A 25,515-nucleotide genomic window follows, 5' to 3' on the forward strand; every position below is an offset into this window, starting at 1 on the left:
AGCGACCGATGCGGGACGGTGACCGGTCGGCCCGGCTCACTCCTCCGCCGGGAGTTCCATGGCTCGACGGTGGACCGACTCCAGACTGACTGCCTCGGCGTCGTACTCGATGTCGAGCGCGTTCAACAGCATCTCGGTGTCCGCGACGGTGTACGAGTCGTTGAACCGTCCGTCGCGGAAGACGATCCGGGCGAGGGCCTCCTCGTCGTCGATACCGTCGCTGGCGTCGTCCGTGTCGGCGGAGACGACCCCGGCGGGTGGTCTGTCGGCGACCCGCGAGGCGGTGTGGAGGACGCCGTCGTGGAAGAATCCGACGGCGGCCCGGGTGACGGTCCCCGAATCGGTCCGGTCGGCCACGAGGTAACACTCCCGGCAGCCGAGGTCGCGAGCAAGATCGACGGCCGCCGAGAGCGACGGCGTGTCGAGGCCGATGGCGTCCCCCTCCGGGAGGCGGGTCGCCTCGATCAACCGCAGGTCTTCCGCCTCGGCGATCCGGTCGCGACAGTCCGATACGTCCGCAGCGAGTGTCTCGTCGGGCATGGGGGAGTGTTCCGCCGACGGGCCTTTAGAGGTACGGACGCCGGCGACGGTCGTGACCACCGAGACGGTGCGGCGGCCGGGCGCAACATGAAAGCGGCTGGCGTCCGAATCGTCCGTACGAATCCGTCGAACCGGAGACGACGATGACGACGAGCCCAGTCACGATCAGCTACGAGTACGAGCGACCGCGATTCGCGTACGAAGTAGCGGTCGACGGCGAGCAGGAGACCGTGGAAGCGAACTGGTGTCGACGGCACGAGGGCCGGTACGTGTTCGGCGAAGCGGCCGACATCGTCCCCGCCGGGACCGGCGCGCGACTCGAACACAGCGAGGTCTTCGCGTGTGACGCGGCGGCGGTCGAGGGGTTCGACGCGGTCCGGGTCGGCGAGACCGTCCTCGAACTGCAGTTCATCCGACGCCCGTCGCTCGTCGAGCGACTCGCTCCCTGGACGTGGCCGCCGGCGGTCGACGGAGACGCGGTCGACGATGAGACGGGCGAGGGAACGCTGGTCCATCCCGAGGACGACGTCGTCTCCGTGTCCGGCGACGTGATACACAGCCTCGAGCCGATGCCGGCGGACGGGTGAGGCCGATACGGGTCGCCACGCGACACGACGTGAACACTGAAGTGCGCGGCCTGCCGTCCTCCTGTCGCGATGGTCGAACTCCTCGACGACCTCTCGGGGTTCGAGTTCGAGGACCTCATGGAGGACGTCTTCCGTAACCTCGGCTACGAGAACGTTCGCCAGTCGACGAAGACCGGCGACGAAGGCCGCGATATCGTCATGGAGGAGGTCCTCGACGGCCAGCGGCAGGCGGTCGTCGTCGAGTGCAAACACACCGACAGCGTCGGCCGCCCGGTGGTCCAGAAGCTACACTCGGCGGTCGCTACCCACGACTACGACGGCCCGAAACGCGGCATCGTCGTCACGACGGGGACGTTCACCGGTCCCGCCGAGGGGTACGCCGCGCAACTACGGACGAACGGCGATCCACATCCGATCGAACTGCTCGACGGCACGGATCTCCGGGAGTTCGGTGAGGAGATCGGCCTCGACCTCTACAACGGTCGCATCGAGATCCTCTGTGACGAGACCCTCCGGCCCTACGACCCCTCACGTGGCGTCCGCGCACCCGTCGAGGACGCCGTCCGCGAGGTCGAAAACCTCGATACGCGTGATCTGCCCACGCCGACTGCGGTCGCGGACTTTCGCCCGATCGTCCAGGTCACGGCCGAAGTCGACGCCACCTTCGAGACGAGCGTCGGCGTCGTCCACCGCGAGCAGGGGACCGACCGACTCGTAGTCGCGGCCGACCGGGGCCACCCGACGGTGGCGGACGGTCAGGTCGAACGGCTGGTCACGAACAACTTCGGCCAGCGCGTGGACCTCGACGAGGACCGCCTCGGCGAGACCTTCGACGAGATCGAGGTCCACCGATTCGGGCAGACCGAAACCGAGTACAAGGACTGGGCGGTCGAGCGGGTCCGCGAACGGCGGACCCGGACCGTCCAGTACACCGGCGACAACAACGTCACGTACACGAAGACCTGCGAGCCGACCCGCTCGGCCGTCTCGATACGGGCCATCGAGCCGGTCTATCTCCCCCGGGTCCGGCAGACGATCTCGCTGGGCGAGTACAGCTACCCCTACGAGTATTACAACGCCGGCCCCTCCCGGACGACCGTCGAGAACGGCATCCATCGATGCGTCCAGTGTGGCGACGAGACGGCGTCGACGTACACCTACTGTGCAAACTGCGGGAGCATCAACTGCCCGAGCCACATCGAGACCGAGCGCCTGGAGGGGACGCCGGTCTGTACGGGCTGTGCCGTCGCCGAGCGGTTCATGCTCGCGACGAAGTACTTCTACGACCGGGAGAACCGCGACCGATTCCGCGAGCAGTACGAGCGGATGCCCGTCCACGAGAAACTCCTGGAGAACGTCCCGCTTGCCGGCGGCGCGGTTCTCGCCGTACTCCTGACACTGGTGTTCGTGCTCGCGTCCGCAGGGTTGCTGTGACGGCGCGGTGGCGGGCCGGCCGTTCGGAAACCGGACCGTGCCTACCGCACGTCGGCCCTGGCAGCACGGTGGAGGAGACGGACGGCGACAGCACCGAGGACGACGTTGAACACGATGAGGACGGCGAGGGCAGGGACGACCGTGTTCCAGAGTCCGCCGAACGCCGTCACGTCGAGGACCGTCATCACGTCCCGACCGAGCACGATGGCGCGGACCGCGTCGACGCCGTACGTGACCGGATTGACCACGGCAACCGTCCGGATCCAGCCCGGCAACACCGCGAGGGGAAGGAACGCACTGGACACGAACAACAGCGGGAACGTCAGGAGGTTCGCGAGCATGACGGTCGCTTCCTGGTCGCGCGTCACGAGGGCGACGACGTTCGAGTACGCCATGAACACGCCGCCGAACGCGACCGTGACGAGGACGATCCCGACGACGCCGGGCAACCCCGTTCGGAGGTACTGGCCGAAGGGTGTGCCCGTTTCGAGCGCCACGAGGAGAGAGCCAAGCAGGAGGACGATCACGGTCTGGACGACGATCCGTGCGACCTCGGACAGTACTTTGCCGAGGAACATGGCGGCCCGGTTCATCGGGGAGACGAGCACCTTCTCGAACATCCCGGTCTCCATGTCGTCGACGAGACCAATTCCGGAGACTGCGGCCGAAGAGAGGGTCGACTGGATGATGATCGCCGGCGTCAGATACGTGACGTAGCTGATACCGCCGCCGAGCGTCTGCGAGAGCGCACCGCCGGCGACCGCGCCGAACACCTCCGCCATGAGGACGAAGAAGATCACGGGCTGGACCAGCGACGTGAACGTCACGAAGGGGTTACGGCTGGTCTTGACGAGCCACCGCTCGAAGCTCGTTTGAACGTCCGCCACGGTACTCTTCCCCGGCGCTTTCCGCGGACGGTCCTCCGGGAGCACGCCGGACTCGCCGTCGTGTCCGCTCATTTCACCACCCCCGAGGCCTGCGGAGCCGCCCCCGCCGTCCCGTCATCGGTCTCGGGATCGTCGTCGGTCAGCGCGAGGAACGCGTCGTCGAGCGTCGGCGACCGGACGTCGAAGGTGGTGACCGAGAAACCGGCGTCGCCGAGCGCGACGACGAGGTCGCTCGTCACCTCGCGGGGGTTCGGTGTCCTGACGGAGACCCCCTGACTCGTCGGCTCGACGGTCGCGTCAGCCAGGGCGTCCACGCGGCGAATGGCCTGTACGGCCGCACGCGTCCGCTGCTCGCTCGGGTCCGCGAGGGAGATCTCGACGACGTCCCCGCCGACCTCGGACTTGAGTTCGGCAGGGGTGCCGGTAGCGACGATCCGACCGTCCTGAAGCAGTGATAGCCGGTCGCAGAGCCGGTCGGCTTCCGCCAGGTACTGCGTCGTGAGGAAGACGGTCGTCCCGCGGTCGTTGATCCGCTCGAAGTAGTCCCAGAGTCGGAGCCGTGCCTCCGGGTCCAGCCCGGTCGTCGGTTCGTCGAGGAAGACGACGGGTGGCCGGTGGACCAGCACCGTCGCGGCGTCCAGCCGCTTTTGCATCCCGCCGGAGAACGTCCCCGCCCGCGAATCCGCGACCGCTTCGAGGTCGACCAGTTCGAGCAGTGCGTCGATACGGTCGGTACGCTCGCGCTCCGGGACGCCGTACAGGTCACAGGCCAGCTGGAGGTTCTCCCTGGGGGTCAGTTCCCGGTCGATGCTCGTCTCCTGTGCCATGTAGCCGATGGACTGGCGGACCGCCTGCGGGGCCGTCGCCGTCTCGTACCCGTTGATCCGGACGGTGCCCCGGGTCGGGTGCAGGAGCGTCACGAGCGTCCGGATCGTGGTCGTCTTCCCGGCGCCGTTCGGCCCGAGGAAGCCGAAGAACGCGCCGCGTTCGACCTGGAGTGAGACGCCGCGGACCGCTTCCGTCCCGTCCGCGTACGTGACGTGGACGTCGCGGGCGTCGATAGCGAGACCGGTATCGTCGGATCGCGCGACCCCGTTTTCGGAGGGTCGTGACTGATCGGAGGGCATTCCACCGGGACCGTCGGGCGTCAGTCGTGTAGCCGCTTCCCGAATTGGTGCGGCCGCTTAAGTACGGCGCTGTGGCGACGCGCTTCTGGCGGTGTCTAGAGGCCGATGTCGGGCGCGACCGTCGTCTCGACGAGGGCCGACTGCGCCCGGCGGAGGCGTTCGGAGAGCGCCGAGGCGGTGATGTCGAGGTCGTCGGCGACGTCGTCGAGCGACGCCGATCGCGGGATGTCGAAATAGCCCAGTTCGTGGGCCCGGACGAGCGCCTCACGCTGGCGGTCGGTGAGGCCCGCCGCGGGGTCACCGCTCCCGCCGTGGGGGATCAGTCGCCGGAGCCGGAACTCGGCGTTGCGCTGCCAGAACGACTGGAACCGTTCGAGCGTCGCCCGGTCGGCGAACCAGCCCCCCTGCACCCAGCCCGTCGGCGTGGCACGGATGGTCCGGATCTCGGCGTCGGCGGCCGCCAGCGCCTGGAGTTCGGACACGTCGTCGACGTACGGTCCGAGCTGTGCCTCCATACCCCGGGAGGGTTCGATGCGATAACAGGGTGTCCCGTCGTCGCGTTCGACCCGCCTGTACGAGGCGACGAACGCGTCCGACTCGAAGGCTCGCTCGACCGCCTCGGTGTCCCCTTCGACAACCCGGACCACGAACGCGGTGTACCAGTCCTCGCTGGGGTGGAAGTCGAGCTCGAGCGTCGCCGTGGGGACGGTCGCCGCGACCCCGACGAGCGGGAGCCCCTCGCAGGTTATCTCGTACTCGGCGAGCAGTCCCATACCAGCGCAGTGGACGTGGCCGCTCCTGTACGTTCCGGTCGAGGCGGCGTCCCCTGCGGTGGCCCGAGCACGACCACGCCCCGGCGGGACGGCGCGGCGACCCCCGGCCGTACTGAAAGAGGGCCGATAATGTGGGGAGTCGGGTTTAACATCGCTCGTGCCTAGCCGTGCACCAGTGAGATACAGTGTCTAACAGGGAAACGGACGCGGGTGGACAGGGAGACGGGGTCGACGTCGACGCCGTCGTCATCGGAGCCGGGTTCTCGGGGCTGTACATGCTCCATCGCCTGCGCGAGCAGGGGCTCGACGTTCGGGTCTACGAGAAAGGCGACGAGGTGGGCGGGACGTGGTACTGGAACCGCTACCCCGGCGCCCGCTGTGACAGCGAGAGCCACATCTACTGTTACTCCTTCGACGAGGCCCTCCACGAGGAGTGGGAGTGGAGCGAGCGCTACCCCGAACAGCCCGAAATCCTGGAGTATCTCCAGTGGGTCGCCGACCGGCTGGATCTGCGCCGGTCGATTGCCTTCGAGACGGAGGTAACGGGGGCGACCTACGACGAGGAGACGGCGTCGTGGACGGTCGAGACAGCCGACGGTGAACGGGTCAGGACTCGCTACTTTATCACCGCCGTCGGCTGTCTCTCGAAGCCCTATCGGCCCGACTTCGAGGGGCTCGACGACTACGAGGGCGAGTGGTACCACACGGCCCGCTGGCCGCACGAGGAGGTCGATTTCAGCGACGAGCACGTCGGCGTCATCGGCACCGGATCGACGGGCATCCAGTTCATCTCGGAGGTCGGCGGCCGCGCGAAACACCTCACGGTCTTCCAGCGGACGCCCAACTACGCCGTGCCCGCCCGGAACCGACCGCTGGACGCCGACGAGTACGAGGACATCCGGGCGAACTACGACGACATCTGGGAGCGGGCGCGTGACTCCCGCCTCGGGATGCCCTTCGACCACGACCACCAGACGGACTTCGGGCTCTCCGACGCGGAGATCCGAGAGACGCTCGAAGAGCGCTGGCAACAGGGCGGTTTCCGGTTCCTCCACGCCTTCGAGCCCGGGACCGTCCTCTCGGACCCCGAACTGAACGAGTTCATCGCCGAGTTCATTCGCGAGAAGATTCGCGAGCAGGTCGACGATCCCGAGACCGCGGAGAAACTGGTCCCGACGGACCACCCCTACGCCGCCAAACGGCCGCCGATGGACTACGACGGCTACTACGAGACGTTCAATCGCGACGACGTGAGCCTCGTGGACGTCAACGAGTCGCCAATCGAGCGGTTCACTCCCGACGGGATTCGGACGGCCGACGCCGACTACGACCTCGACATGGTCGTGTTCGCGACGGGATTCGACGCGATGACGGGTGCACTCCTCGCCCTCGACATCGAGGGGCGCGGCGGGCAGACGCTCGAAGAGAAGTGGGAGGCGGGACCGCACACCTACCTCGGCCTCGGCACCAACGGCTTCCCGAACCTGTTCACGATTACCGGCCCGCAGAGCCCCTCCGTGCTGACGAACATGCCGATGGCAATCGAACAGCACGTCGAGTGGATCGCCGACTGCATCGAGTTCATGGAGACGGAAGGCTACGACCGCATCGAGGCGACCGAGGACGCCGAAGCCCAGTGGGTCCAGAACACCAACATGCTGGCCGAGAACATGCTCTTCTCGGAGGCGAAGTCGTGGTACCGCGGCGCGAACGTCCCGGGGAAGACGCAGGTGTTCACGCCTTTCCCCGGCGGTCTCGACAACTACCGGGAAATCTGCGACCGCATCGCCCGCGACGAGTACGACGGCTTCGACCTCGGGCGGGCCACGGCCGCGACGACGGCGGACTGAGGCTGGCGGTTCGGCCCGGGGCAGTGGGAACGTTCCGCCATCCGGTCCCGATTCTCAGCGGTGTGGCTCGCCGAACCGGAGGACGTGCTCGACCTCCTCCGTCTTGACGTCCTCGAAGGCGTCGCGGGCGATGGTCCGGCGGTGGACCTCGTCGGCGCCGTCGAAGATACGGAACGGGCGGACCTCCTCGTAGAAGTGCGCGAGCGGGAGGTCCTTCGCGATGCCGTTCCCACCACAGCACTGCACCGCGAGGTCGATGATCTCGTTGGTGACGTTCGCGGTGAACGTCTTCGCCATCGCGACCTCGATGCGGGCGTCGCTGTTGTCGAGTTCCCGCGCGGCGTGGCGCGAGGCCGTCCGCGCGACGTGGAGTTTCGTCTCGGCGTCGGCGATGCGGTGCCGGAGCGCCTGCTTGTCCGCGAGCGTCGACCCGAACGCCTCCCGTTCGGTCATGTAGGCCTTCGCCACGTCCAGCGCCCGCTCGGCCATCCCACAGTACCGCATACAGTGAGTCAGCCGGCCGCCGCCGAGCCGGAGCTGTGCGAGTCGGAAGCCGCCGCCCTCCTCGCCGATGGTGTTGTCGACCGGGACCCGCACGTTGTCGTATGCCACCTCCGCGTGGCCGAACTCCGTCTCCATGACCCCGTGGCCGCCCAGGACGGGATAGTTACGGACGATCTCGACGCCGTCGGTGTCCTTGGGGACGAGGATGATCGAGGTGCCCTCGTAGGGGTGAGCGTCGGGGTCGGTGCGAGCCATCACGAGCAGGAAGTCGGCGATCTTCGCCTGCGAACTCCACCACTTGTGGCCGTTGATGACCCACTCGTCGCCGTCTTTCTCGGCGGTGGTCCGGAGCATCTTCGGGTCCGACCCGCCGCCGCCCATCGGCTCGGTCATCGAGAACGCGCTCCACTTCTCGCCCTGGACCAGCGGCCGGAGGTACTCCTCCTTGATGCGCTCGCTCCCGCCGATCTCGAGGGTGTGCATGTTCCCCTCGTCGGGCGCGTTCGCCCGGATAGCCAGCGCCCCGAACAGCGACCGTCCAACCTGCTCGAAGGAGGGCAACATATCGCGGAAGTCCAGCCCCTGTCCGCCGTACTCCTCGGGCACCTGCGGCGCGAAGAGGTCGCGCTCCTTCGCCATCTCCCAGTACTCCGCGAGTTCGTCGAACGAGATCAGGTCGCCCGTCCGGAGCGCCTCGCGCTCCCGGGGCAGGACCTCTTCGTCCATGAACGCCTCGACCCGCGTCGCCACTTCTTTCGCTTTCTCGGAGTCGTGGTACTCCATACCACCACCCCTCGCGGCGGGGGAACGTAAGTCTGTGTCCACCGTCGACCGGGGCACGCCGGGTCGTCGTTCGGCGGCAGCCGGGCGCGAGGGGGCGCTCAGGTCCGGACGACGACGGTGTGGCCGACGCGGTCGCCGAGGCGTTTCTTCCGGCCCGAGCGGACGAGCGCGACGATGCCGACGAGATAGAACAGCGGGAGCCAGTCGACCAGTCGCAGGAGGTTCCGCACGAGCGACGCTCGGAGAGTGGGTGTCGACCACCCGTCGCTCGTCACTCGAATCCCGACGAGGTACTTCCCGACGGTCTTGCCGAACCGCCACTCCATGAGCGTGTGATAGCCGGTCGCGAGGCCGAGCCAGAGTACCAGGCCGATGGCAGCGGGCGTGCCTTCGAGACTCGTGTCGACCCCGGTCGCGGTCGATTCCATCTGACCGGTCAGCGCGCCGACGACCGACACCGCGAGGACGAACAGGAGCAGCCACACGATCGAGTCGATCGCCATCGCGATACCCCTGATACCGACGCCACACTCCTTCGGACTGCCAGTGTCGTTCATGTGCAGTCGGGAGGTGGGAGGGCCTGACCTACAAACCGGAGGCAGAGTTTCTCGGCGCGAAACGCTGCGAAAGGCCCAGTGGGACCCGTCGACCGGTCCCGACCGGCGGTCACCTGGGCGGTATCACTATGGTACTCCCGGCCCACGGACGGGTATGCGAGCCGTACGATATCACGAGGGCGGCGACCCGGACGTGCTGGACCTCGAAGACATCGAACGTCCCGACCCGGGCCGCGGCGACGTACTGGTCGAGATCGAGGCGGCGAGCGTCAACCCCGTCGACGCGAAGTTCCGGGCCGCGGGCCTGCCCCGCCTGCCCAAGACGACGGGCTCGGACCTCGCCGGCACCGTCGTCGCGGTCGGCGAGGGCGTCGACGACTACGCCGAGGGGGACCGCGTGTTCGCGACCGGTCTCCACACCGGGCGGTTCGCGGGCGGCTCGTTCGCCGAGTACGCGGCAGTGCCGACCGATCTCCTCGCACACCTCCCGGAGGGCGTCTCCTTCGAGCATGGTGCTGCAGTCGCGCTCGTCGGCGTCACCGCCTGGCGAGCGCTGGTCCACCACGCCGGACTCGAACCTGGCGGGACGGCCCTCGTCCACGGCGGCAACGGCGGCGTCGGCCACGTCGCGGTCGGCCTCGCGGACGCTCTGGGTGCGACGCCGGTCGCCACGGCCCGCCCGCAGTACCACGACGCGCTCGGGGACCTGGGGGCCGGAACGGTCCTCGACTACGGGCGCGACGACCTCGCGGACGCGGCCCGCGACGCCACCGGCGGCGCGGACGCCGTCCTCGACCACATGCCCGACACGTACCTCGGGACGGACGTGGCAGCCGCGGGGTTCGGTGGCGATATCGTCGCCATCGCCGGCGACACGGCGACGTTCCCGGACGTGGCCGCGGCGCGGTCCGCGGAACTCGACGTCCACATGATGAGTATGTCGAACCTCGCGACCCATTCGGACGCGCCGGACATCGGCCCGATCCTCGACCGCATCGGCAACCTCCTCGCGGAGGGTCGCCTCGACGTGACCATCGACCGCACCTACGGGCTGGACGAGGCCGCCGAGGCCCACCGCGCGGTACTGGAAGAGAGTTTCCTCGGGAAACTCGTCGTCGAGCCGTGAGTCGGATCGGTCCGAAGGCCTGAACGCCCATCGACGGATGTCTGACGGTCGACTGACGGGAGGTCGCGTATCGTCACCACTTCCTGCGGTTTTCACTTCCGGCGCGGTCGGGTGGCCTATTTAGCGGTCGAGTCCTCAGTCGTGGGTAGCCATGCTCGGGACGCTGAAGCGGGCCGTCGGCCGGACGACGCACGACTTCCGCGAGTGCCGCCGATGCGGAACGACCCTCGACGGCCCGACCGCGCGCTGTCCAGCCTGTGGCTCGCGGGACGTGGCTCGGTACGAGATCGAGTGAACGGGTCACTCGTCAGGCCGCGACGGTCGCCCGGAAGAACCACGTCTCGGGGTTGTGCCGTTTGACTGCCGCGTCGTCGACCGGAGCGTTGCCGTCGGCCAGTTCGTCGAGATAGCCACGGACCGGTGAGGGGTCGCGGTCGCTGACCACCAGGAACTCCGCGCCGGGGTCCATGCTGGTAAACGAGTCACGGACGCGCTCGCGACGCTCCTCGGGTGACAGGCCACGGAGGTCGACCGCGTGGTCGGGGACCTCGACCGACCAGATCTCGTCGAGTCGCTCCGCCGCCGCGGTCGCGAGGTCACGCGCGTGCGCCGGCAGGGCCGCGGCCGATGGGCGGAACGTCGATTGCAGGTCGTCGGTGAAGGGTACGTCCGCGAGCCGCGGCGCGTCGAGGGCCGCGATGGGGTCGCCGCCGTCGAAGAGGTCGTGGGCGGCCCCACACTCGTCGCAGACGAACTCGCCCATGTTCGAGACGATTCCCAGCACCGGCACGTCGTTCTCCTCGAACAGCTGGAGCGAGCGAACGGTGTCGGAGACGGCGGCGTGGAACGGCGTCGTGACGAAGACGACGCCGTCGACCTGGACCTCCTGGAGCGTCGTGAGCGCCACGTCGCCGGTCCCCGGCGGGAGGTCGAGGACGACCGTGTCCGGGTCGTCCCACGCCGTCTCCTCGAACAGCTCCGAGAGGGCGTCGTGGGCCATCGCGCCGCGCCAGGCCAGCGGCGCCGAGGAGGACAGCAGGCCGACGCTCATGGCTTCGAGACTGCCCGCGTCGGCGTCGCTATCCTCGTCGGTACCGTCGACAGCCACGGGAATCGGGTTCCCGTCCTCGTCGGAGTGGACGGGGCCGCTGATCGAGAGCAGTTCGGGGACGTTCGGGCCGTGTATGTCGGCGTCGAACAGGCCCACGTCCCGCCCGTCGGCGGCGAGGCCGCAGGCCAGCGCCGTCGCGACGGTGGTCTTGCCGACGCCGCCTTTCGCGCTCGCGACGGCGATGACGCGGTTCGCGGCCTCGACTCCCACGTCCCGGTCGGTCGTGTCCGGAACCGAGCCGACGTGTTCGACGTGGGCACGCTCGACGCCGGGCACGTCGTTCACGGCACGCATCATCGTCTTCGTCACGGCCTCGGCCTCCCCTGGCGGGAAGTCCTGCAGGTCCGCCTCGACGGTGACGCGCCCGTCGGTCACGTGGATGTTCTCGATGAGTCCCGCCTCGATGACGTGGACCTCCGCTTCCGGGTCGCGGACCTGCCTGAGCGCAGCCTCCACGTCGTCCGTGGTGACGCTCCCGTCGGCGGCAGCGCCTCCGTCGGTCGCGGTGCCGTCGTCGGTCGTTACCTCCCTGCTCGATTCCTGCTCCGTCGCCGGTGTCTCGTCGGTCATGGTCAGAGGTCTGGTTTGCGGTTGAGTCGGTCCTCGCCGGGGAGGGCAGCGCCGTCGTTCTCCGTGCCGCCGGTGAACTGTCGCCGGAACTTCCCGGGGTCCTGGTCCAGCGCCCGGGCGGCCGTGCTGCGGACGACTTTCGGCTCGCTCTCGTCGTTCGCGATGGCTTCGAGGCGCTCGTCGGCGCCCTCGTCGTCGACGCCCGCGAGCAGGTGGGCCGCCCACTCGCGAACCCGCTCGCTGTCGTCGTGGGTGTGTTCGAGCAGCACGTCCCGCAGGCCCTCGCCGCGGAGTTTGAACAGCGAGACGAAGGCGTTCCGGCGGACGGCGTGGTGGTCGTCTTCGAGCGCGGCCTCGATGTGGGACTCGTAGGTCACGCGGTCGATACGGTCCAGCGCGACGACGGCCTCGGCGCGGACCCAGGGGTCCGCGTCGCCGAGCGTCTCGATGGCGGCCTCGGCCGCCCGCTCGCCGCCGAGGTTGCCGAGTGACTCGACGGCGAACTGACGCACGTCGTCGTCCGCATCCGTCAGGCCGTGTTCGACCAGCGCCTCGACGACGGTCGGGTCGTGGCCTTCCTCGCCGAGACCGAGCGCGGCGCGGCGCCGTTCGACGTGGTCACCGGCGACGAGGTCTTCGATCTTCTCGGCGGCGCTGTCGCCGACGATGGGCGTGAGGTCCGTCGCCTGGAGTTCCCGCGGCGTCGCCTCGCCGATCGTGATGTCGCGGCTCACCTCGATGTCTTCCAGCCCCTCGGGGTCCTCGCCGAACCCCGGGCTCTGCTCGGGATGGACCCGCGGGTCGGTCGGCCCGTCCGTCGCCTCCTCCGGGTCCCTCATGTCGTCACCCCCGATTCCGTCGAAGGCATCGCGTCGGAGAGGACGACGACAGCACCGAGCAGGACGGCCGTCGCCCGTGGGAGCGTCACCGGCGCGCCGGCCGCCAGCAGGAGGACGGCACCGAACGCGGGGACGAACGCGCGCCGACGGAGCGCGCCGACGGCCGCGGCGACGCCGCCGGCCACCGCCAGCGCGAACAGCAGATGCGGGACGCCGACGACCGCGAAGCCCACGAGCAGGACGCTCCCGAAGACGTAGGGGGCGGCGAGGCCCGCCGCGACGACGGCGAGAAAGGCCGCGAGGCCGACGACGCCGACCAGCCGGTCACGTCCCGCCGGGCGTGCGCCCGACCCGAACAGTCCGGTCGCCGCGAGCGATCCGAGCGCGAGCGCGGCGCCGACGGCCCGCCAGCCGCCACCGAGCAGGCCGGTCGTGCTGGACAGCGAGATACCGACGCCGATGGCGAATCCCGCCGCGACGACCGCGTTCCGTCCCTCGACGTAGTTCGTCGGTCGGCCGACGACGCCCGCCAGTGCGACCGCACCGCCGAACGCGACGCCCAGGACCGCCGGCAGAGTCGCGCTCGCGTCGACGACCGCGAGCGGACCGAAGGCGGCCACGAACAGCGAGCCGACGCGAACCGCGGGGCGGCGGGCCGTGACCGCGACGACGCCCAGCGCGATGGCGAGGACCGCCGTCGTCGCCACCGCCAGCCCGCCACGGAACGCGGCCGGCACGGCCAGCGGGTCGTACGGCGCGTTGTAGAGCAGCGTCGCGACGAGTCGGGCCGCGACGACGAGCGCGGCAGCGCCGACGGCGAATCGGCGTGCCCGTCGCCGCTCGGGAAGCCGCGCGTCGAAACCGGCGAGGAGCGCTGCCGCCGAGCCGCCAGTTCCGTCTCCGGTCGTCGTCCGCTGTCGGTTGCTCACGAGCCGTCACCTCCACAGCGGGCGGCGAGGTCGGCCACGTCCGCGTCGCTGAACCGGTCGAGGAAGTCCGCGAGCGAGCCGTAGTAGCCCGTTCCCGGCTCCTCGGCCAGCGCCGACGTGACGCCGTCGATCACGACCCGGAGGTGGCGGTCGTGGAAGTCGAGCCGCGCGGCCACCACGTCCGGGTCGACCGCCGCCTCGCGTCGGCAGAGATAGCCCATGAACTCCAGCTGGATGCGGAGGTTGTCGTGGTTGTCCCGCTCGTCCTGGTCGACCTGGCACCCGAAGTACTCGTAGGCGCGGGCCAGGTCGAGGTTCACGTCGTTCCAGGACACCTCCGGACGGTAATCGGACTCGTAGAGCGACACCGGCGGGCCCTGGCTGTCGACGGTCCCGTCGGTCCGGTCGACGACCTCGGAGTAGCCGACGACGAACAGGTCGTTGTACCGCGCCCGCACCGTGTCGTGGTCGTCCGCGATGTCCAGGTCCGGCGGCTCGACGTCCAGCGCAGTGCGGTCGAGCAGGGTCGCGAACTCCGCGGCGAGGTCGCCGCTGTCGAGCGCGGCGTAGAGGTCGGCGTCCGGTTCGGTGAACGCCCGGGCCGCGAGCGCGTAGATCGTCCCGCGGGCGGCGGGGTCCGTTTCCACCTCGTCTGCCAACTCGTCGGTCGCCGCGCCCGGCTCATTCGTCGCCATCGGTCTCACCTCCGCTCCGCGTTCGCCGCACGCCCTCGATGGTGACCAGCGTCGTGACGACGATGCCCACGCCGGCGATGCCCCAGAGGATCGCCTCGTAGGGCGGTCCCTGCGGCCCGGGCCCGAGCGCGAGGTAGTACCAGTCGCTCGCGCCCTTCCGGCCGGACCGCTCCATGTTCGAGCCGTTCCAGGTCGCGAAGGCCACGTCCAGGTCGCGGTCGGTCGGGATCGTCGTCCGGTTCGGGCTGTCGGCGGCCAGCGGTCGCGAGACCACGACCGTCCAGCGGCCGTCCTCGTAGCTGTGGTTGGTGGCGACCCGCGACGACTCGAAGGAGGTCGTCGTGCCGGGCCCGCCGGCGACCAGTTCCTGGCTCCGTCCACTGCCCGACCAGTACCAGACGTTGACCGGATTGTCCGCCCCACCCATGGCGATTGGTGGGCGGGCGCTCTCGTTGACCGGCACCTGGACGGCCGCGGAATCGGCGAACCCGCGTATCGGTTCCGTGGTGGTGTCCCGGGTGGCGTCGGCCCAGGAGAGCCGGAGGTAGAGCCGGTCGTTCGTCCGTGCCGCCTCGACGTTCAGTCGCTCGACGCTCGTGTTGTCCGCGGCGGGGACGCTACTCGCCGCGCTCCCGAGCGGGACCGTCACCGCGGGGGCGTCCGCCCAGCCCGCACCGGTGGGCTGCTGGAGCGTCCCCGCGTCGCCGCCCGTACTGTAGTGAACCGGGATGGCGAACGCCGGGCGCGCCGAGACGACCGCCGGCAGGAGGGCCGTCCCCGCGAGCACGGCGACGGCGACGAGCGCGACCGCCGCGAGCGTCCTGTCATCCATCGTCGAACACCTCCAGCCGGTACTTGTCCTCGCGGTTCCGGGTCAGCAGTTCCATGACCTCGCTCTCCTCGCCGCGCTGGACCTTGTTCCGCTCGCGCTCGATGGTGTTCAGCGCCTCGTTGACCGCCGGGCCGAACAGCTCTTCGAGGTAGTTCCGCGGGATGCGTTCGGCGTCGAGCGACTCCCCGCCCTCGGAGTGCTGTGGCGGGGCGAAGGGCGGGATGTAGTAGACGTTCGGCTCCGTCCGGTACTCGGGGTGGAGCCGGACCGCCACCTCGTACTCCTCGACGAGCTTGTAGATGGGGCCGTCCTCGTCGTCGAGGAAACCCACCATCCGCAACTGCGGCGGGCAGTCCTCGGCACACGACGGCGCGCGGACCTCGCCTTCCGGCCCCTCGCCCTCGATGCGCGGGTAACAGAAGATGCACTTCTCCGACTTCTTCGTCATCGCGTTGTAGTACACCTTCTTGTACGGACAGCCCTCGACGCAGTAGCGGTAGCCCCGACAGCGGTCCTGGTCGACGAGGACGATGCCGTCCTCCTCGCGCTTGTACAGCGCCGACCGTGGACACGCCTCCACACAGGAGGGGTGCGTACAGTGGTTGCAGATCCGTGGGAGGTAGAAGTAGTAGGAGTTGGGGTACTCGCCGGCGCCCTCGTCCTCGTCCCAGTTGGGGCCCCACTCGGCCTGGTCCATCGGGCGGAGCGGTTCGTCGCTGCCCTCGTAGAAGATGGCGTCGTGGTTGAACTCCCACGGCCGGCCGTACTCCTCCTCGTCCGGGAGTTCGCCGGGGCTGCGCTCGCTGTGTTCCTCGGACTGCCAGCCGCCGCCCATCTCCTCCCAGTCCCGGGGGTAGCCCGACCCGGGCTTGGTCTCGACGTTGTTCCAGTACATGTAGTCGCGGCCGCCGCCCTCTGTCCAGTTGGTCTTGCAGGCGATGGTGCAGGTCTGACAGCCGATGCACTTGTTGAGGTCCATGACCATCGCGACCTGGTGGTCGACGCCCTCCGCGAGGTCGATGCCCTCCGGGGTGTCGCTGCTTCCGTCCCCCGACTGGTCCTGGGAACTCATTGGCTCTCACCTCCGCCGTCGGCGGCAGAGTCGTCGTCGCCACCTGCGCTCCCGTCGCCCCCGTCGACCGGCTCCACCTCGACGCGCACGTCGCTGTTGACGCCGGTCGGCCCCCAGTAGTTGGGGAAGAAATAGAGGTGTTCCCCGGTGTCTTCGGGGTACTGGACGAGCTGTGTCGGCTTCATGTACATCGGCACGAGCGAGTTGAAATTCTCCCGATCCGGGTACTGGAACTTCTCCCAGGAGAAGAAGTGTCGTGCCGTCCCTGGCTCGCTGCTGGGGTAGGACTTGGCCTGGACTTCCACGTCGGCGAGGTCGTTGTAGACCCGGACGGTGTCGCCGTCCTCGATGCCCCGTTCATCCAGGTCCTGGGGGTTGAGGAAGACGGTGGGTTCGCCACGCTGGAGGCGGAGCATCTTCGAGTTGTCCCGCCACGTCGAGTGGATCGACCACCGGCTGTGGGGCGTGTTGTATCGCAGCGGGTAGTCCTCTTTCTCCTGCAGGACCGGCCCGGTCTTGTGTGTCGGCAGTTCCTCGCCGAGGTCCAGGAACCAGTCGTGGTCGATGTAGTACTGCTGGCGGCCGGTGAAGGTCGGCCACGGCTCCTTGTCCCGGACGTACTGCTTCCACGGCGCGTAGGCCTCGCCCTCCTCGATGGGTGAGGTCCAGTGGTCCCCGGTTTCGAGGAACCGCTGTGGCTGGTCGTCGACGTCGTCGAACGTGATCTGCTCGTCGGTACCGTCGGGGTTGGTCTCCGCGGAGTGCTCGAGGATGTACTCCGCCGCGGCGCGGTCCTCGGTCAGCGCGCCCTCCTCGTCGTCCTCCCAGTCGCGCACGTAGTCGTCGTGGATCGACTGGAGGTCGATCTCGCGGTCGAACTTGCGGTCGGGCACCGGGTCGATACCGCGCTCCTCGGCGATCTCCTGAATCTTCTGGCCGAGTTCGCGGAAGATCTGCCAGTCGGTTTTGGACTGGCCCAGCGGCTCGACGGCGGGCGTGAACGGGTGCACGTACGTGTGCATGTCCGTCATCGAGAGGTCGTGTTTCTCGTAGTGGCTCGCCGCCGGGAGCACGATGTCCGAATAGAGGGCCGTCGAGTCCATCCGGAAGTTGATGTCGACGACCATGTCGAGTTTCGGCCACAGTTCCTCCTCGACGGCGACGTTGCCCTTGGCCTGGTTGAAGTAGTTGCCCCGCCAGACGAACATGAGCCGCGGGTCCGGTCGGGTGCCGTCCTCGCGTTCGGATGGGTAGACCGGCATCCATCCCTCGTCGATGGATTCCTGGATGCGCTGGGCGGTGTCGGGGTCGGTGTTGTCGAGGATACCGCCGTGGAAGTAGGTCCACAGCGTCGTCGGGACCCCGCGGACCGACCCGGTGGGGAAGGAGAGAGTCTGCCAGCCGTGGAACGTCCAGATCTTCTCCTGGCCGACGTAGTGGTCGAGGCCGGTCCCCTGCTCGCCGAGGTTGCCGGTGAGCGTGACGAGCAACTGGATGGCGCGATTCGCGAGGTCGTTGTGGTACCAGTCGTTGACGCCTTTGCCATGGATGATCTTCGCCTTGTCCGCCTCGGCGAACTCGCGGGCGATCTCCTGGTGGGTCTCCCGCCCGACGCCGGTCTCCTCGTTGATGTACTCGGGCGTGTAGTTCGACAGCTCCTCGTTCAGGTTGTTCCAGACCGACGTGACCGACACCTCGCCGCCCGTGGCCTGCACCGTCCGGGACACGTCCAGTTGCGGATCGAAGGTCAGTTCGATGCTCGCGCTGGCGTCGTGCTGGCCGTCGCGGTCGCCGAGCGAACCCGGTGCGACCCGGAGACTCCCCTGGGCGTCCTGCATGACGAACGTCTTCTCGGGGTCTTCGACGTTCGTGCCGAGGCCGGGCACCTCGCTCGCACGGAGGAACTTCCCGGTGTCCTCACGCACCAGCAGGGGCATATCGGTCTGCTCCTTCAGGTGGGCCTCGTCGTACAGTCCCTCGTCGACGATGGTCCGGGCCATCCCGAGCGCGAGCGCGGTGTCGGTGTCCGGTTCCGGGCTGAGCCAATCGTCGCAGTGGATCGCGGTCTGTGAGTAGTCCGTGAAGACGCCGACGCGTTTCGTGCCGTTGTACTGGGCTTCGAGAAAGAACTTCGCGTCTGGGATGCGCGTGACGTTGATGTTCGACCCCCACGCGATGATGTAGTCGGCGTTGTACCAGTCGGCGCTCTCGGCGTTGTCGGTCTGGGTCCCCCACGTGATGGGCTGTCCGGGGGGCAGGTCCGAGTACCACTCGTAGAAGCTGTGGGAGAGCCCGCCGAGCAGATTGACGAGCCGGGACCCCGAGGCGAAGGAGACGGGGCTCATCGCCGGAATGGGCGTGAAGCCGCTGATGGCGTCGTACTCCTCGTCCTGGACCGTCTCGATGACCTCCTCGGCGATAGCAGTCAGGGCTTCGTCCCAGGAGACGCGCTTCCACTGCCCCTCACCGCGGCCCTCGGGATTGGGCTCGTCGCGGCTCCAGTCGACCCGCATCAGCGGTTCGGTGATGCGGTGGTCCGCGTTGACGTAGTCGGAGTAGCAGGCCCCCTTCTGACAGCCCCGCGGATTGGGGTCCGGAAGGCTCTCGTCGAAGTTGGGGTAGTCGCCGGCCTGCTCCTCGCGCCAGACCTGGCCGTTACGGACGTACACCTGCCAGGAACAGCTCCCGGTGCAGTTGACCGAGTGAGTCGAGCGTGCCTTCGAGTCCCAGTCCCACTCCTCGCGGTAGAGGTCTTCCCAGTCGCGGTAGGGGTAAGAGCCGATGGGGTCGTCCACGATCTCGAGGTCGGTCATCGCCGTGCCGTCCTGGCCGAGACTCAGCCCGGTCGCGCCGACGGCGGCCGCGGCGCCCAGTCCCTTCAGGAAGTCACGGCGGGCCGTGTCCAGCCCGTTCGCTGTGGCGTCGGGTGTGGACTCCGCCGCGGCGTCCGTTCCGCTATCCGCGGCAGCGTCAGTCCCGCCGTCCGTCGCGGTGTCGTCCGCTCCGTCCGCCCCAGTGTCTGTCGTCCCGTCCCTCGTGTCGTCGTTCCGTTCGGTTCGTTCACTCATTGTCGAACACCACCGTCAGGAGGCCACAGGCCACGCCGAGTGCCGCCAGGCCGATGCCGAGCGCCGTGTCGCCGCCCACGTCGAGGCCGGCGGCGATCAGCGCGACACCGGCGAGTTTGCTCACCCGGTCGAGCCAGCGGTACTGTGCCGGCGACAGCGCCAGCGAGCGATGCGTCGTCATTCCGACCCCTCCTCGGCGGCCGGGCCGTCGTCCGTCCCGTCCGCTGCCGGGCCGTTCCTCGCCCTGCCGCCGTCGGTGGCCGGCGCGGCCTCCGAGCCACCGCCCCCGCCGCCGAAGCCGCCGAGGGTGGCGTAAGTGATCAACCCCGTGACGAGCGGGACGACCACGAGCGCGGCAATCAGGAACGGTTTGAGGTCGTTGGTCGGCATCCCGACGATTTCGGCCAGGAGGACGTCCATGCCGGCGATGGAGGCGATCATGATGAACGTAACGCCAGCCACGCCGACGCCGGTCTGCCACGGCCGCTCCAGCGGGTTCGCGGTGAAGTGGACCGGGTCCTCCTCGTAGTCGATGAACGGCCACACTGCGACCGCGAGGAAGACCAGCCCGGGCAACAGCAGGCCGCCGATGAACTCCGAGCTGATGTGGACGCCCAGCAGGTCGATGCTCATCCACGACGGGACGAGCTTCAGGAAGCCGTAGCCCCACATCAGGAACCAGTCTGGCATGATGAGGCTCGGCGTCGACGCGGGGTCGTTCGGCCCGTAGGCGGCGACGTTGTGGACCGGCAGGAAGCCGGCCAAAAGCGACAGCGTCGCCAGCGTCAGGAAGAACACGACGGCGCTGACCGCCGCCTGGTTCGGGAAGGCCGGCAGGCCCACCACGACGCTGTCGTCGTCTTTGTCTACCTGCTCGCGTCCATCCACGTCCTCGTCGCGCTGGGCCTCGGTGTGTTTCTGCCGGATCAGAATCGCCATGTGGAGGACGAGCAGTCCCGCGATTGCCAGCGGCAGGACCAGTATGTGCAGGAAGTAGAGCCGCGGAATCGTCGCACTGGAGGGGAAACTCCCGCCGAAGACGATGAACGCCAGCGTCTCGCCGACCAGTGGGATCGAGAGCGCGACGTTGTAGCCGATGCCGACGGCCGTGCTGGCGAACTCGTCGAACGGCAACGCGTACCCGGTGTAGGCAGCGAACATCGACAGCCCCGCGAGGCCGGTCCCGACGAGCCAGTTCGGCTCCCGGGGGTTCCGGTAGGCCCCGGTGAAGAAGACCCGTAACATGTGCAGGGCCATCGAGGCGATGAACAGGTGGGCCGCCCAGTGGTGAATCCGCCGGATCAACATCCCGAAGGGCACGTCGTAGGTGATGTTGAGGACGCTCGCGAAGGACTCGGGGAGGTCCTCTCCCTGGTACTGGGCGACGCTGCCCTCGTACTCCACGTCGCTCGTGCTCGGCTCGAAGAAGAAGCCGAGGAAGACGCCCGTCAGCACGAGGATCAGGAAACAGAACAGGGCGACCTCGCCGAGGAGAAAGGAGTCCTCTGCGGGGAAGGCCTTCCCGAGGAACGACTGGGCACCGCTCAGATCGAGGCGGTCGTCGAACCAGCCGTAGAGGCGCTCACGGCGGCTCATCACGCACCCCCGGGGCCGACGGCCCCCTCGAAGTCGCCGGTCGCGAGCAGATAGCCGTCACTGGAAAGCGTGATCGGGAGCTGCGGGAGCGACCGCGCCGGCGGGCCGCCGGTGACCATCGCCCCCGAGAGCGGGTCGAACCGCCCGGAGTGACAGGGACAGACCAGCGTCGTCCCGTCGCGGTCGGCGACCATACAGCCGGCGTGGGTACACACCTTCGAGTAGGCAGCGTACCCGCCGACGGTGAACTCGGATTTCGTCTCGCCGCCGTACTCGCCCTCCGCGAAGCGCACGAGCAGGGTCGGCGCTCGCTCGATGCCGGGGTGGCTCTCCGGGAAGACGGTGAGCTGTTCGCCCTCGCCGAGCCGCCCCTCTTCGATCCGACTGCCCTCGCCGTCGACGAGGGCGACCCCGTCGGAGTAGACGGGACCGGTGTACTCCCGCTCGAACACCTTCGAGAGCCCGGAGAGCGGGGCCACGAGACTGCCGATGGCAGTCAGCCCGCCGATGGTCGCCAGCGCCTTCGCGTAGTCGCGGCGCTCCATCTCGGCGCGGTGGTCGCCGTAGAAGTTTTGGTAGATGCTCGGCCGGTGGCCGCCGTCGCCACCCTCACAGGCACAGCCGTCGTCGGCGTCGGGCCACCCAGAGGTCGGCACCTCGTCGGCGGACGAGCCGTCGTCGGTCCCGGTCATCCGTGGTCCCTCCGTTCGGCGACCTCGACGTGGGGCATGAACCAGGCGTAGTACGACACCGTGAGCCCGGTCAGTGACATGAACATCCCGAAGGCGTACAGCCCGAAGTACTGGGTGCGGGCGAGAGTGAGGTACTCGCCGGTGAACAGCGCGGCGAACGTGATCGAGAGGGCCGTCAGCCCGCCCATGGCGATCAGCCCCTCGATGGCGTCGCTCGAAGGATAGTACTCCACGAGCCAGCGGGTCTCGGTCTCGATCCACGGCAACGACACGCCGCCGTCGGGCCGGTGGCCCGACGAGGTCTCGCTCGCCCCGCTCTCGGGACCGCCGTCGGGCCGATGCTCCGACGAGGCCCCGCTCGCTCCGCTCGCGGGCCCGCCGTCCGTGGCCGCCGTCGCCCGCTCGTCGGCGTCCGGCCGCGCCGCCCGGTTCATGAACCGATGGAAGCCGGCGACCACGCCGACGAGGGCGAACAGCGCCACCCAGACGATGACGCCGACCTGACTGGGCGAGAGTTTCGTCGGCGTGTCCAGCGGGCCGGCCAGTGGCTGTATCTCGCTCACGCTCTGGTCGATTTCGATCTCTTCGGCGGGTGGTTCGCCGTGCATCGCGACGTACCACGTCGGCAAGAGCACGGCGGCGACCACCAGGAGGATGATGAGTGTCCTGTATTGCATGGTGGGAAGGGGCCCTCGAACGCGGCCGAGAGCCGACTACCGGTCAATCGGCGTTTCCGGTTCGATACGACCCGGTCCGCCGCGGACCGTCCGGGTCCGGGACTCGACGGCGGATGGAGTACTCTCGGTTCCGATACATGTGAACCTCGTAGAGGCCGAGGTTGAATCACGACCCATCAAATAGAGGGGCTTAAAGAACCGGGGCCGGATCGGCAGTACGCCGCGCCGTAAAGTCCGGGGAACGCGTCCAGATGCAGGCCCGGACGGACGAACTCACGGGTGCCCGCACTCTACACACCGTGCTTCCGATCCTCGGCGGCTTTTCGGTCGACGAACCGGGCGCAAACGGACGCACGGGGCCGTTCAGGCACCGCCTCGGTCGGTCACACCCGTTTTGCTCGTCGGATTCGACGGGTTCGGGGAAACGTATATTATTCCAACCGTGGACTGGGCGAATATGAACGGCGGCGTCCTGGCGAAAGTGGCCGTGGCGGACCCGGAGTGCTGTCCAGTGTCGTCGCTCAGCGAGGGGACACGGATCACGTCGGTCTCACAGGGCAGACCGATGGACGGGCAGGTCCCCGTCGAGGTGACGACCGACGACCGGTTCGACGACAGTGTCGAGGCACGGCGCGTGTTCAGCAACGAATCGGAGACCGTGTACCGGACCACCAGAGAGGCGGACCTGAACTGTGCCTGCGAGCGAATCCAGCAGTTGGGCTGTCCGGTCCGCGACGTCCGGGCGGCCAACGGGACGCTCGTCCTCAGTTTCATCGCGCCAAACCTCGAAGGACTCCGGAGCGTCGTCAGTTCGCTCCGCACGACCGCGGACTCCGTCCGTATCCGCTGTCTCAAACACTCCGACGACGCGCTGGCCGACGCGGACCCGATCCTGCTGGACCGAAGTTCGTTCACGGACCGACAGCGGGAGATCCTCGAAACCGCCCACCGGATGGGGTATTTCGAACACCCGAAGCGGGCGAACGGCTCGGAAGTCGCCGACGAACTCGGTATCGCACAGGCGACGTTCGCGGAGCATCTGGGCGCCGCCCAGCAGAAACTCATGGACGCGCTCCTCGCCGACGAACCGAACGGCAGGTCCGACGCGTGAACGAGTCACCTCGTCGACCGTCGCCGACGACCGTCCGCCGGTAGTCCCGGTCAGCCGTCCGCGACCAGCCGTTCCCTGACGACCACCGCGTCCGTCGGCGCGTGGACGAGTCGGACGACCACCTCGTCGCCGGGTTCGACGAGACACTCGCCTTTCGAGAGCCGGAACCCAACGTACTCGCCGGCCGCCAACGACGATCCGGTGAGCACGCCCAGGTCCGGCCCGCCGAGGTACGGCGGTCGCTGGTCGAGGATATCGTCGCCGTCGATGTTGCTGTCGGCGATGGCGTTGCCGCCGGCCCCGTCGACGGGGAGGTCGACCAGCCGTCCCGCCTTCCCGCAGGCGTCGGTAGCGTCGACGACGACTTCCAGTTCGGAGATCGGGATGCGGTCCCCGGCGACGTGCGTGATGCGGACGATCTGTTCGTCCGAGCCGTCCTCGAAGGCGACGAACGTCCCGCTCGACTGTGCGACGGCGGGCGCGGGCTCGCGTGTCTCCTCGCCGACCCCGAGCGCGAACACCGAGACCGTCGTCGCGACGACGACCACGACCGCGATCAGCAACACCTCGGAGACGACCGGCGTGACACCGCGCGTGGACCCGCGAAGCATTCCTGTCTGGCCTCCCGGCGGTAAATTCCCGTCGAACCGATTCGAACGGGAGCTCAGCGCCGGTCCCGGCCGACCGCCGAATCGCGCACGCAAGCCACCCACAAGTGTTGGAACGTGGACAGCAGGCATTAATACGGAGGGAGTCGACGTTCGTCGTATGACACACACGACGACTGACTCGGGGTTGCGGGCGGAACTGTACCTCCGCGGGGACACCTACGGGACGTTCGACGCACAGCAACAGGTGTTGAACCGCGTGAAACGCCTGGAGGCAAACGGGACGTTCAGCGAGTCCATCGTGGCCGGGGAGTGGCAGCGTATCCGGACCCGGGCCGAGGACGCCCGCGACGGGGCACTGGCGATCCACGACGAGTTCCGGGAGTGGGCCGAGCGGAACGGTTTCTCGCTGGAACCGGCCTTCGAGCGGCGCACGCGGTCGTACATGGGCCTGAATCGCGTCGACGAGGTGGTCGTCTTCCCGGTCATCGCGCTCGCCATCTACGAAGGCGACCGCATCGAGGGCGTGTTCCCCTGCACTGACGAGGAGCGGGCGTACGCCGTCGGCGACGCGCTCGACGCGTTCGACCGTGGCGACGCCGACTGGCTGACGAGTTTCGACGCCGTCACCGTCGACCGGACCGAGCCGCTGCTCGAGCCGGAACCGAAACTGACCGCCTGACCACCCGCGGACGCGAGCTGTTGGCGTCCGTTACCGGACGACCGTCACCGGGCAGGGCGCCCGACGGACGATTTTCTCGGCGACGCTGCCGAGGAGGACACGGGAGACGCCGTCGCGGCCGTGGCTCCCGACGACGATCCCCTCGACCTCGTCGTTTTCCTCGGCGTACTCGACGATCTCGCGGGCCGGCTTGCCGACCGATACTTCGACGGTGAATTCGGGGTCCGATTCCTCGAGGAGGTCCGTGACCTCGGCCTGGACGCGATCCGAGATCTCCTCGCGTTCCTCCGTGAACTGCTCTTTGAGGAGGTTGAAGCCGGCCTCCAGCGAGCCGTTCGCGGCCTCGGCGACACGCAGGAAGATCAGTTCCTTGTCGGGGTGTTCCCGAACCGCGTACTCGACCGCTTTCTGTGCGGGGAGCGACCCGTCGTAGGCGACGAGGATTGCCATACACCATCTCCACGGCCGACGGGCTTAAATCCCGATTTCCCAGTGTCGGCAGGTGACCGCCAGGCTTGTGCCCCCGGCCGCCCTGACGAGGGGTATGGGACTGGACGCGCTGACCGGCGACTCGGTGCTCGCGGCGCTGGCGCGGTTCGACCGGACGGCGGTGCCGACGGCCGAACTCGCCGCCACCCTCGACGCGCCGAAACCGTACCTGACGACGCACCTCCAGCAGCTCGCCCTCCAGGGGTTCGTCGGCTTCAATACCCACCGCGGCGTCCGGCGCTGGCGGCTGACCGCGGCCGGCCGCGAGGCGACGCTCGACGAGGACCGTGAACACGATGGGGGCCGGACGCGGGACACGACCGACCCGTTCGGCGAGGAGTGAGCCGCGGTCGGCATATCAACAGTTATTCGCGGG

At 68.6% G+C, this 25,515-nt stretch carries 27 protein-coding genes; 8 read left to right on the forward strand and 19 right to left on the reverse strand.

The features are described 5' to 3' along the window. Positions 1–36: 36 nt before the first annotated feature. Positions 37–540, reverse strand: coding sequence for a hypothetical protein (locus tag MUG96_RS09090; protein WP_246988550.1), 504 nt, complete (start codon positions 538–540; stop codon positions 37–39). A 143-nt stretch (positions 541–683) separates the two neighbouring features. Between MUG96_RS09090 and MUG96_RS09095 the strand changes: the two genes are divergently transcribed. Next, complete coding sequence (locus tag MUG96_RS09095) at positions 684–1,127, forward strand: hypothetical protein (RefSeq protein WP_246988552.1); 444 nt, start codon at positions 684–686, stop codon at positions 1,125–1,127. Between the two features lie 69 nt (positions 1,128–1,196). Then, a complete protein-coding gene (locus MUG96_RS09100; RefSeq protein WP_246988554.1) occupies positions 1,197–2,561 on the forward strand; it encodes a restriction endonuclease in 1,365 nt (454 codons plus the stop codon). Between the two features lie 41 nt (positions 2,562–2,602). Here the strand turns inward: MUG96_RS09100 and MUG96_RS09105 are convergent, their stop codons facing one another. The 3 genes from MUG96_RS09105 to MUG96_RS09115 form a co-directional block, all read right to left on the reverse strand. Next, on the reverse strand, positions 2,603–3,520 hold the full coding sequence (locus MUG96_RS09105) for an ABC transporter permease (protein ID WP_246988556.1): 918 nt from the start codon (positions 3,518–3,520) through the stop codon (positions 2,603–2,605). Next, the gene (locus tag MUG96_RS09110; protein WP_246988559.1) at positions 3,517–4,575 is read right to left on the reverse strand and encodes an ABC transporter ATP-binding protein; all 1,059 of its coding nucleotides are present in this window, start codon (positions 4,573–4,575) and stop codon (positions 3,517–3,519) included. Before MUG96_RS09110 ends, MUG96_RS09105 begins: the two co-directional genes overlap by 4 nt. A gap of 95 nt (positions 4,576–4,670) precedes the next feature. Then, positions 4,671–5,348 (reverse strand): helix-turn-helix domain-containing protein, encoded by a 678-nt coding sequence (locus tag MUG96_RS09115; RefSeq protein WP_246988561.1) that lies wholly within the window; start codon positions 5,346–5,348, stop codon positions 4,671–4,673. 185 nt (positions 5,349–5,533) lie between these two features. Between MUG96_RS09115 and MUG96_RS09120 the strand changes: the two genes are divergently transcribed. Then, on the forward strand, positions 5,534–7,198 hold the full coding sequence (locus MUG96_RS09120) for a flavin-containing monooxygenase (RefSeq protein WP_246988563.1): 1,665 nt from the start codon (positions 5,534–5,536) through the stop codon (positions 7,196–7,198). A gap of 54 nt (positions 7,199–7,252) precedes the next feature. Here MUG96_RS09120 and MUG96_RS09125 read toward each other — a convergent pair whose 3' ends face one another. Both MUG96_RS09125 and MUG96_RS09130 read right to left on the reverse strand, forming a co-directional pair. Continuing rightward, positions 7,253–8,485: an acyl-CoA dehydrogenase family protein gene (locus MUG96_RS09125; protein WP_246988565.1), complete on the reverse strand. Its 1,233-nt coding sequence runs from the start codon at positions 8,483–8,485 to the stop codon at positions 7,253–7,255. Positions 8,486–8,583: 98 nt separating this feature from the next. Then, on the reverse strand, positions 8,584–9,042 hold the full coding sequence (locus tag MUG96_RS09130; RefSeq protein WP_246988567.1) for an RDD family protein: 459 nt from the start codon (positions 9,040–9,042) through the stop codon (positions 8,584–8,586). Between the two features lie 154 nt (positions 9,043–9,196). Here MUG96_RS09130 and MUG96_RS09135 point away from each other — a divergent pair, with 154 nt between their 5' ends. Together MUG96_RS09135 and MUG96_RS09140 are read left to right on the forward strand one after the other, a co-directional pair. Further along, the gene (locus MUG96_RS09135) at positions 9,197–10,168 is read left to right on the forward strand and encodes a quinone oxidoreductase family protein (protein ID WP_246988569.1); all 972 of its coding nucleotides are present in this window, start codon (positions 9,197–9,199) and stop codon (positions 10,166–10,168) included. Positions 10,169–10,319: 151 nt separating this feature from the next. Next, positions 10,320–10,463, forward strand: a complete 144-nt coding sequence (locus MUG96_RS09140; RefSeq protein WP_246988570.1) for a hypothetical protein — start codon at positions 10,320–10,322, stop codon at positions 10,461–10,463. A 12-nt stretch (positions 10,464–10,475) separates the two neighbouring features. Here the strand turns inward: MUG96_RS09140 and MUG96_RS09145 are convergent, their stop codons facing one another. Genes MUG96_RS09145 through MUG96_RS09195 form a run of 11 tightly spaced genes read right to left on the reverse strand, consistent with a single transcriptional unit; the run spans position 10,476 to position 22,249 of the window. Beyond that, positions 10,476–11,849, reverse strand: a complete 1,374-nt coding sequence (locus MUG96_RS09145) for a P-loop NTPase (protein WP_246988572.1) — start codon at positions 11,847–11,849, stop codon at positions 10,476–10,478. Positions 11,850–11,851: 2 nt separating this feature from the next. Next, a complete protein-coding gene (locus MUG96_RS09150) occupies positions 11,852–12,688 on the reverse strand; it encodes a HEAT repeat domain-containing protein (RefSeq protein ID WP_246988574.1) in 837 nt (278 codons plus the stop codon). Then, the gene (locus MUG96_RS09155) at positions 12,685–13,617 is read right to left on the reverse strand and encodes a DUF8068 family protein (protein WP_246988576.1); all 933 of its coding nucleotides are present in this window, start codon (positions 13,615–13,617) and stop codon (positions 12,685–12,687) included. Before MUG96_RS09155 ends, MUG96_RS09150 begins: the two co-directional genes overlap by 4 nt. Continuing rightward, complete coding sequence (locus MUG96_RS09160; protein ID WP_246988578.1) at positions 13,614–14,312, reverse strand: molecular chaperone TorD family protein; 699 nt, start codon at positions 14,310–14,312, stop codon at positions 13,614–13,616. Before MUG96_RS09160 ends, MUG96_RS09155 begins: the two co-directional genes overlap by 4 nt. Then, the gene (locus MUG96_RS09165) at positions 14,299–15,144 is read right to left on the reverse strand and encodes an ethylbenzene dehydrogenase-related protein (RefSeq protein ID WP_246988579.1); all 846 of its coding nucleotides are present in this window, start codon (positions 15,142–15,144) and stop codon (positions 14,299–14,301) included. The genes MUG96_RS09160 and MUG96_RS09165 overlap by 14 nt, the downstream gene beginning before the upstream one ends. Next, positions 15,137–16,216: a nitrate reductase subunit beta gene (gene narH, locus MUG96_RS09170; RefSeq protein ID WP_246988581.1), complete on the reverse strand. Its 1,080-nt coding sequence runs from the start codon at positions 16,214–16,216 to the stop codon at positions 15,137–15,139. Before narH ends, MUG96_RS09165 begins: the two co-directional genes overlap by 8 nt. Beyond that, positions 16,213–19,284 (reverse strand): nitrate reductase subunit alpha, encoded by a 3,072-nt coding sequence (gene narG / locus MUG96_RS09175; RefSeq protein ID WP_246988583.1) that lies wholly within the window; start codon positions 19,282–19,284, stop codon positions 16,213–16,215. The genes narH and narG overlap by 4 nt, the downstream gene beginning before the upstream one ends. Further along, the gene (locus MUG96_RS09180) at positions 19,277–19,465 is read right to left on the reverse strand and encodes a DUF8120 family protein (RefSeq protein WP_246988585.1); all 189 of its coding nucleotides are present in this window, start codon (positions 19,463–19,465) and stop codon (positions 19,277–19,279) included. The genes narG and MUG96_RS09180 overlap by 8 nt, the downstream gene beginning before the upstream one ends. Beyond that, the gene (locus tag MUG96_RS09185) at positions 19,462–20,880 is read right to left on the reverse strand and encodes a cytochrome b (RefSeq protein WP_246988587.1); all 1,419 of its coding nucleotides are present in this window, start codon (positions 20,878–20,880) and stop codon (positions 19,462–19,464) included. The genes MUG96_RS09180 and MUG96_RS09185 overlap by 4 nt, the downstream gene beginning before the upstream one ends. Next, the gene (locus MUG96_RS09190; RefSeq protein ID WP_246988589.1) at positions 20,880–21,572 is read right to left on the reverse strand and encodes a QcrA and Rieske domain-containing protein; all 693 of its coding nucleotides are present in this window, start codon (positions 21,570–21,572) and stop codon (positions 20,880–20,882) included. Before MUG96_RS09190 ends, MUG96_RS09185 begins: the two co-directional genes overlap by 1 nt. Further along, positions 21,569–22,249 (reverse strand): hypothetical protein, encoded by a 681-nt coding sequence (locus MUG96_RS09195; RefSeq protein ID WP_246988591.1) that lies wholly within the window; start codon positions 22,247–22,249, stop codon positions 21,569–21,571. The genes MUG96_RS09190 and MUG96_RS09195 overlap by 4 nt, the downstream gene beginning before the upstream one ends. A gap of 457 nt (positions 22,250–22,706) precedes the next feature. Here MUG96_RS09195 and MUG96_RS09200 point away from each other — a divergent pair, with 457 nt between their 5' ends. Further along, positions 22,707–23,360, forward strand: coding sequence for a helix-turn-helix domain-containing protein (locus MUG96_RS09200; protein WP_246988592.1), 654 nt, complete (start codon positions 22,707–22,709; stop codon positions 23,358–23,360). Between the two features lie 50 nt (positions 23,361–23,410). On the opposite strand, the gene MUG96_RS09205 is transcribed toward MUG96_RS09200, so the two are convergent. Then, entirely contained in the window at positions 23,411–23,971 is a 561-nt protein-coding gene (locus MUG96_RS09205) for a type IV pilin domain-containing protein (RefSeq protein ID WP_246988593.1), read from the reverse strand. Between the two features lie 157 nt (positions 23,972–24,128). Between MUG96_RS09205 and MUG96_RS09210 the strand changes: the two genes are divergently transcribed. After that, positions 24,129–24,650 (forward strand): HTH domain-containing protein, encoded by a 522-nt coding sequence (locus MUG96_RS09210; RefSeq protein WP_246988594.1) that lies wholly within the window; start codon positions 24,129–24,131, stop codon positions 24,648–24,650. 30 nt (positions 24,651–24,680) lie between these two features. Here the strand turns inward: MUG96_RS09210 and MUG96_RS09215 are convergent, their stop codons facing one another. Next, positions 24,681–25,100: a universal stress protein gene (locus MUG96_RS09215; RefSeq protein WP_246988595.1), complete on the reverse strand. Its 420-nt coding sequence runs from the start codon at positions 25,098–25,100 to the stop codon at positions 24,681–24,683. Positions 25,101–25,194: 94 nt separating this feature from the next. On the opposite strand from MUG96_RS09215, the gene MUG96_RS09220 reads away from it, so the two are divergent. Further along, the gene (locus MUG96_RS09220; protein ID WP_246988596.1) at positions 25,195–25,482 is read left to right on the forward strand and encodes a helix-turn-helix domain-containing protein; all 288 of its coding nucleotides are present in this window, start codon (positions 25,195–25,197) and stop codon (positions 25,480–25,482) included. The last annotated feature ends 33 nt before the right edge of the window (positions 25,483–25,515 follow it).

The organism is Halorientalis marina (assembly GCF_023028345.1).
GTDB classification, from domain to species: domain Archaea; phylum Halobacteriota; class Halobacteria; order Halobacteriales; family Haloarculaceae; genus Halorientalis; species Halorientalis marina.

Coding starts and splice junctions, on each gene's coding strand:
- MUG96_RS09090 (WP_246988550.1), bottom strand. CDS start 540: ATGCCCGACGAGACACTCGCTGCGGACGTATCGGACTGTCGCGACCGG.
- MUG96_RS09095 (WP_246988552.1), top strand. CDS start 684: ATGACGACGAGCCCAGTCACGATCAGCTACGAGTACGAGCGACCGCGA.
- MUG96_RS09100 (WP_246988554.1), top strand. CDS start 1,197: ATGGTCGAACTCCTCGACGACCTCTCGGGGTTCGAGTTCGAGGACCTC.
- MUG96_RS09105 (WP_246988556.1), bottom strand. CDS start 3,520: ATGAGCGGACACGACGGCGAGTCCGGCGTGCTCCCGGAGGACCGTCCG.
- MUG96_RS09110 (WP_246988559.1), bottom strand. CDS start 4,575: ATGCCCTCCGATCAGTCACGACCCTCCGAAAACGGGGTCGCGCGATCC.
- MUG96_RS09115 (WP_246988561.1), bottom strand. CDS start 5,348: ATGGGACTGCTCGCCGAGTACGAGATAACCTGCGAGGGGCTCCCGCTC.
- MUG96_RS09125 (WP_246988565.1), bottom strand. CDS start 8,485: ATGGAGTACCACGACTCCGAGAAAGCGAAAGAAGTGGCGACGCGGGTC.
- MUG96_RS09130 (WP_246988567.1), bottom strand. CDS start 9,042: ATGAACGACACTGGCAGTCCGAAGGAGTGTGGCGTCGGTATCAGGGGT.
- MUG96_RS09135 (WP_246988569.1), top strand. CDS start 9,197: ATGCGAGCCGTACGATATCACGAGGGCGGCGACCCGGACGTGCTGGAC.
- MUG96_RS09140 (WP_246988570.1), top strand. CDS start 10,320: ATGCTCGGGACGCTGAAGCGGGCCGTCGGCCGGACGACGCACGACTTC.
- MUG96_RS09145 (WP_246988572.1), bottom strand. CDS start 11,849: ATGACCGACGAGACACCGGCGACGGAGCAGGAATCGAGCAGGGAGGTA.
- MUG96_RS09150 (WP_246988574.1), bottom strand. CDS start 12,688: ATGAGGGACCCGGAGGAGGCGACGGACGGGCCGACCGACCCGCGGGTC.
- MUG96_RS09160 (WP_246988578.1), bottom strand. CDS start 14,312: ATGGCGACGAATGAGCCGGGCGCGGCGACCGACGAGTTGGCAGACGAG.
- MUG96_RS09165 (WP_246988579.1), bottom strand. CDS start 15,144: ATGGATGACAGGACGCTCGCGGCGGTCGCGCTCGTCGCCGTCGCCGTG.
- narH (WP_246988581.1), bottom strand. CDS start 16,216: ATGAGTTCCCAGGACCAGTCGGGGGACGGAAGCAGCGACACCCCGGAG.
- narG (WP_246988583.1), bottom strand. CDS start 19,284: ATGAGTGAACGAACCGAACGGAACGACGACACGAGGGACGGGACGACA.
- MUG96_RS09180 (WP_246988585.1), bottom strand. CDS start 19,465: ATGACGACGCATCGCTCGCTGGCGCTGTCGCCGGCACAGTACCGCTGG.
- MUG96_RS09185 (WP_246988587.1), bottom strand. CDS start 20,880: ATGAGCCGCCGTGAGCGCCTCTACGGCTGGTTCGACGACCGCCTCGAT.
- MUG96_RS09190 (WP_246988589.1), bottom strand. CDS start 21,572: ATGACCGGGACCGACGACGGCTCGTCCGCCGACGAGGTGCCGACCTCT.
- MUG96_RS09195 (WP_246988591.1), bottom strand. CDS start 22,249: ATGCAATACAGGACACTCATCATCCTCCTGGTGGTCGCCGCCGTGCTC.
- MUG96_RS09200 (WP_246988592.1), top strand. CDS start 22,707: ATGAACGGCGGCGTCCTGGCGAAAGTGGCCGTGGCGGACCCGGAGTGC.
- MUG96_RS09205 (WP_246988593.1), bottom strand. CDS start 23,971: ATGCTTCGCGGGTCCACGCGCGGTGTCACGCCGGTCGTCTCCGAGGTG.
- MUG96_RS09210 (WP_246988594.1), top strand. CDS start 24,129: ATGACACACACGACGACTGACTCGGGGTTGCGGGCGGAACTGTACCTC.
- MUG96_RS09215 (WP_246988595.1), bottom strand. CDS start 25,100: ATGGCAATCCTCGTCGCCTACGACGGGTCGCTCCCCGCACAGAAAGCG.
- MUG96_RS09220 (WP_246988596.1), top strand. CDS start 25,195: ATGGGACTGGACGCGCTGACCGGCGACTCGGTGCTCGCGGCGCTGGCG.